The organism is Mesorhizobium sp. M7A.F.Ca.CA.004.12.1.1 (assembly GCF_003997835.1).
Lineage (GTDB): Bacteria > Pseudomonadota > Alphaproteobacteria > Rhizobiales > Rhizobiaceae > Mesorhizobium.
The window spans coordinates 1-5,463 of record NZ_RZRK01000420.1 but is presented as its reverse complement, the minus strand read 5'-3'; the positions used below and the strand labels follow the sequence as shown (position 1 = coordinate 5,463).

The 5,463-nt window shown below is 62.2% G+C and carries 4 protein-coding genes; all 4 read right to left on the bottom strand.

Annotated elements, in window-relative coordinates; all coding sequences use genetic code 11:
* Positions 1 to 112: 112 nt before the first annotated feature.
* Complete coding sequence (locus tag EN984_RS21165) at positions 113 to 3,100, bottom strand: 2-oxoglutarate dehydrogenase E1 component (RefSeq protein ID WP_127267775.1); 2,988 nt, start codon at positions 3,098 to 3,100, stop codon at positions 113 to 115.
* A 119-nt stretch (positions 3,101 to 3,219) separates the two neighbouring features.
* Positions 3,220 to 4,122 carry a succinate--CoA ligase subunit alpha gene (gene sucD, locus EN984_RS21160; protein WP_063173365.1) on the bottom strand — a complete coding sequence of 301 codons (903 nt, stop codon included), beginning with the start codon at positions 4,120 to 4,122 and terminating at the stop codon, positions 3,220 to 3,222.
* Positions 4,123 to 4,163: 41 nt separating this feature from the next.
* Positions 4,164 to 4,535, bottom strand: a complete 372-nt coding sequence (locus EN984_RS21155; protein WP_127267774.1) for a cupin domain-containing protein — start codon at positions 4,533 to 4,535, stop codon at positions 4,164 to 4,166.
* A 4-nt stretch (positions 4,536 to 4,539) separates the two neighbouring features.
* The coding region (sucC, locus tag EN984_RS21150; RefSeq protein WP_127383933.1) for an ADP-forming succinate--CoA ligase subunit beta at positions 4,540 to 5,463 on the bottom strand (924 nt) is incomplete at its 5' end.

Genomic DNA, 5,463 nt, shown 5'->3' with positions numbered 1-5,463 from the left:
GATTTGCCGATGGTCGCTTCGGTGACGGATTCGCCGAGAGTGGGAACGCGGATTTCGGTAGCCATTGTGCCTGTCCGTTTTCTTTCGGTTCTGTTATTCGCCCAGATCTTCTCTATTCGCCGAGCGCGTCTTCGAGCAAGGCGGCGAGCTGGGCGAGATGCTTCGACATCAGTCCGGTCGCCGGCGAGGCGGCGGCCGGACGGCCGGTGTAGCGCACCCGCTGATGCTTGGCATCGATATGCGCCAGCACCCATTCCAGATAGGGGTCGATGAACGACCATGCGCCCATGTTCTTGGGCTCCTCCTGGCACCACACCATCTCGGCATTGCGGAAACGCGACAGTTCGGTGATCAGCGCCTTGGCCGGGAACGGATAAAGCTGCTCGACGCGCAGCAGATAGATGTCGTTGATGCCGCGCTTCTCGCGCTCCTCGTAGAGGTCGTAATAGACCTTGCCCGAACACAGCACGACGCGGCGGATCTTCGAATCCTTGGTCAGCTTGATCGCCTGGCCGGAAAGCAGCTGCGCATCGTCCCACAGCAATCGGTGGAACGAGCTTTCGCCCGAAATTTCCGGCAGCGTCGACACCGCCCGCTTATGGCGCAGCAGCGACTTCGGCGTCATCAGGATCAGCGGCTTACGGAAGTCGCGCTTCAGCTGCCGGCGCAATATGTGGAAGTAGTTGGCCGGCGTCGTACAGTTGGCCACTTGCATGTTATCTTCGGCGCAAAGCTGCAGGAAGCGTTCGAGCCGGGCCGAAGAATGTTCCGGACCCTGGCCTTCATAGCCATGCGGCAGCAGGCAGACGAGGCCCGACATTCTGAGCCACTTGCGTTCACCCGAAGAGATGAACTGGTCGAACACCACCTGGGCACCGTTGGCGAAATCGCCGAACTGCGCTTCCCACAAGGTCAGCGCCTTCGGCTCGGCAAGGCTGTAGCCATATTCGAAGCCCAGCACCGCCTCTTCCGACAGCATCGAGTTGATGACTTCGTAGCCGGCTTGAGCGGCAGACAGATTGTTGAGCGGGATATAGCGGGTCTCGTCGCGCTGGTCGTAGAGCACGGAATGGCGCTGCGAGAAGGTGCCGCGTTCGGAATCCTGCCCCGACAGGCGGATCGGATTGCCGTCGAGCAGGATGGCGCCGAAGGCCAGCGCCTCGGCCGTCGACCAGTCGATGCCTTCGCCCGACTCGATCGCCTGGCGGCGGTTTTCGAGGAAGCGGATGATCGTCTTGTGCGCCTCGAAATCCTTCGGCACCTCGGTCAGCTTCTTGCCGATTTCCTTCAGCGTCTTGACCGGCACGGCGGTCTTGCCGCGCCTTTGTTCGTCCTGGTTGTCGGCCGTGCGCAGGCCAGACCAGGCGCCGTCGAGCCAATCGGCCTTGTTGGGCTTGTAGTGCTGGCCGACTTCCCACTCGGATTCCAGATGCGCTCGCCAGTCGGCCTTGAGCTGGTCGAGCTCGGCCTGGGTGAGGTGACCCTCGGCGATCAGCCGGTCGCCGTAGATCTGCACGGTCGTCTTGTGGGTGCGGATGTTGCGGTACATGATCGGCTGGGTGAAGGCCGGCTCGTCGCCCTCATTGTGGCCGAAGCGGCGGTAGCAGAACATGTCGACCACAACAGGCTTGTGGAACTTCATGCGGAATTCGATCGCCACCTTGGTGGCGTGCACCACGGCTTCCGGATCGTCGCCATTGACGTGGAAGATCGGCGCTTCGATCATCTTGGCGACGTCGGACGGATAGGGCGACGAGCGCGAGAAGCGCGGATTGGTTGTGAAGCCGATCTGGTTGTTGATGATGAAATGCAACGTGCCGGCGACGCGGTGGCCGCGCAGGCCGGACAGGCCGAGGATTTCCGCGATCACGCCCTGGCCGGCAAAGGCGGCATCGCCATGCAGCAAGAGCGGCAGCACCTTGGCGCGCTCTTCCAGCGGCACGATTTCCTCGCGGCTGCGGCCGAACAGATAATCCTGCTTGGCGCGCGCCTTGCCCATCACCACCGGATCGACGATTTCCAGATGCGAGGGATTGGCGGTCAGGGACAGATGCACCTTGTTGCCGTCGAACTCGCGGTCCGACGAGGCGCCGAGATGGTACTTGACGTCGCCCGAACCCTCGACCTCGTCGGGTGCGGCCGAGCCGCCCTTGAACTCGTGGAAGATGGCGCGGTGCGGCTTGGCCATCACCTGGGAAAGCACGTTCAGCCTTCCGCGATGCGCCATGCCGAGCACGATCTCTTTCATGCCGAGCTGGCCGCCGCGCTTGACGATCTGCTCCAGCGCCGGGATCAGCGCTTCACTGCCATCGAGGCCGAAGCGCTTGGTGCCCTTGTACTTGACGTCGATGAACTGCTCAAAACCTTCGGCCTCGACCAGCTTCTGCAGGATCGCCTTCTTGCCGGTGGCGGTGAAGGTGATCTCCTTGTCGGCACCTTCGATGCGGGCCTGGATCCAGGCCTTTTCCTCGGGGTCGGAAATATGCATGAACTCGACGCCGAGCGTCGAGCAATAGGTGCGCGTCAGGATTTCCAGCATCTGCCGGATGGTGCCGAATTCGAGCCCGAGCACATTGTCGAGGAAGATCGGCCGGTCATAGTCGGCAGCGGTGAAGCCGTAATTTTCCGGCGACAGCTCGTTGTAGTCCTCGAGCGGTTTGGCGATGCCGAGCGGGTCGAGATTGGCATGCAGATGGCCGCGCATGCGGTAGGCGCGGATCATCATGATGGCGCGCACCGAATCGCGCGTCGCCTGATGCACGTCGGCGTCGGACAGGACGACGCCGTTGGTGACCGCCTTGTCCTTGACTTTCTTTTCGATCGTCTTCTCGACGATACCCCAATTGCCGTCGAGCGCCGACACCAGTTCGCCATTGGCCTGCAGCGGCCAGGAGGGCTTGGCCCATGAGGCACCCTTGGCATTCCTGCGCACATCGCCGGCATCGTCCTTCAGCCCGGCAAAGAACTCCTGCCATTCGGGATTGACCGAGGCTGGATCGTCTTCATAGGCGGCATAGAGCGCATCGATGTAATCGGCGTTGCCGCCGTAAAGGAAAGAGGTGAGCGAAAATTGGTCGTTGGCCTGATCTTGTCTTGCCATTTTTGTCCGCGGAGCCCGGCTCCGTCTCCTGTTTTTGGAGGGAGTAGGGGAATAAGGGAATAGGGGAGTAGCGCTTTTTGCCGCTGCTATTTTCCCTACTGCCCTACTCCCCTATTCCCTTAACCTTTGATCGCCTCGACCAGTGTCGTGCCCAGCCTTGCCGGCGAGGGCGATACCTTGATGCCGGCCGATTCCATCGCCGCGATCTTGTCTTCGGCGCCGCCCTTGCCGCCGGAGATGACCGCGCCGGCGTGGCCCATGGTGCGGCCGGCCGGCGCCGTGCGCCCGGCGATGAAGCCGGCCATCGGTTTCTTGCGGCCACGCTTGGCTTCGTCCTTGAGGAACTGCGCGGCGTCTTCCTCGGCCGAACCGCCGATCTCGCCGATCATGATGATCGACTTGGTCTCCTCGTCGGCGAGGAACATCTCGAGCACGTCGATGAACTCGGTGCCCTTGACGGGGTCGCCGCCGATGCCGACGGCGGTGGTCTGGCCGAGGCCGACATTGGTGGTCTGGAACACTGCCTCATAGGTAAGCGTTCCCGACCGCGAAACAACGCCGACCGAGCCCTTGCGGAAGATGTTTCCGGGCATGATGCCGATCTTGCATTCGTTGGGCGTGAGCACGCCCGGGCAGTTCGGCCCGATCAGCCGCGAGGTCGAGCGGTCGAGCCTGGCCTTGACCCTGATCATGTCCATCACCGGTATGCCTTCGGTGATGCAGATGATCAGCGGGATCTCGGCCTCGATCGCTTCGAGGATGGCTTCGGCGGCACCCGCCGGCGGCACATAGACGACCGAAGCGTTGGCGCCGGTCTTTTCCTTGCCCTCGGCGACGGTGGCGAAGATCGGCAGGCTTTCACCCTTGGCGCCGGTCCACGTCTCGCCACCCTTCTTGGGATGGATGCCGCCGACCATTTTCGTGCCGTGATAAGCCAGCGCCTGCTCGGTGTGGAACGTACCGGTCTTGCCGGTCAGGCCCTGCACCAGCACCTTGGTGTTCTTGTCGACGAGGATGGACATGGGAGCCCTTTTCTAAAAACCGTTGATCGAGGAAAACATGGTCAGAGCCGCTTCAGGTCAGCGACCGTGAGGTCGCTCTTGGCATTGCCGGTGTTGAGCGTCGTCGCCGGCTCGAACATCAGCACGACCGGTTCCGCGGTGAGCGAACGCGGCCGGTGCTCGACACCGCGCGGCACGACGATGAAGTCGCCCTCGCCGAGTTCGACCGGACCGTCGCGGAAATCGATGGCGATGCGCCCGCGCAGCACGAGGAAGGCTTCGTCCTCATTGTCATGCGCGTGCCAATCGAAGACCTCGCCGAACTTGGCGACCTTCGCCTGGCTGTCGTTGACGTCGCCGGCGATATGCGGATCGAAGACCTTCTTGATCTTTTGATCCGCCGCCTCGACCAAGTTTATCTTGCGCGGAGGCATCCGCTCAGCCCTTTACCGCCGCCACGATCTTCTTGGCTGCATCGTCGAGATCGTCGGCCGACACGACGTTGAGGCCGCTGTCGTTGATGATCTTCTTGCCGAGCTCGGCATTGGTGCCCTCCAGACGCACCACCAGCGGCACTTCCAGTCCGACTTCCTTGACCGCGGCAATGACGCCCTCGGCAATGATGTCGCACTTCATGATGCCGCCGAAGATGTTGATCAGGATACCCTTGACCGCCGGATCCCGGGTGATGATCTTGAACGCCGCCGTGACTTTTTCCTTGGATGCGCCGCCACCGACATCGAGGAAGTTGGCGGGCTCGGCACCATAGAGCTTGATGATGTCCATCGTCGCCATGGCGAGGCCGGCGCCGTTGACCATGCAGCCGATATTGCCGTCGAGCGCGACATAGGCGAGGTCGTATTTCGACGCCTCGATCTCCTTCTCGTCCTCTTCGGTGGTGTCGCGCAGTTCGAGCACGTCAGGGTGGCGGAACAGCGCGTTGTTGTCGAACGACACTTTCGCGTCGAGCACGCGCAGCCGGCCGTTCTTCATGACGATCAGCGGGTTGACCTCGAGCAGGCTCATGTCCTTTTCGACGAAGGCTTTGTAGAGGATCGGGAACAGCGTATCGCCGTCCTTGGCAGCATCGCCGTCGAGCTTCAGCGCACCGTTGAGCGCCTTCAGGTCGGCCGATGTGACGCCTTTTTCCGGATCGATGGCGACAGTGATGATCTTCTCCGGCGTGTCATGCGCGACCGCTTCGATGTCCATGCCGCCCTCGGTCGAGACGACGAAGGCGATGCGGCCGACCGAACGGTCGACCAGGATCGACAGATAGAGCTCGCGTTCGATGTCAGCGCCGTCCTCGATATAGAGGCGGTTGACCTGCTTGCCGGCCGGGCCGGTCTGCTTGGTCACCAG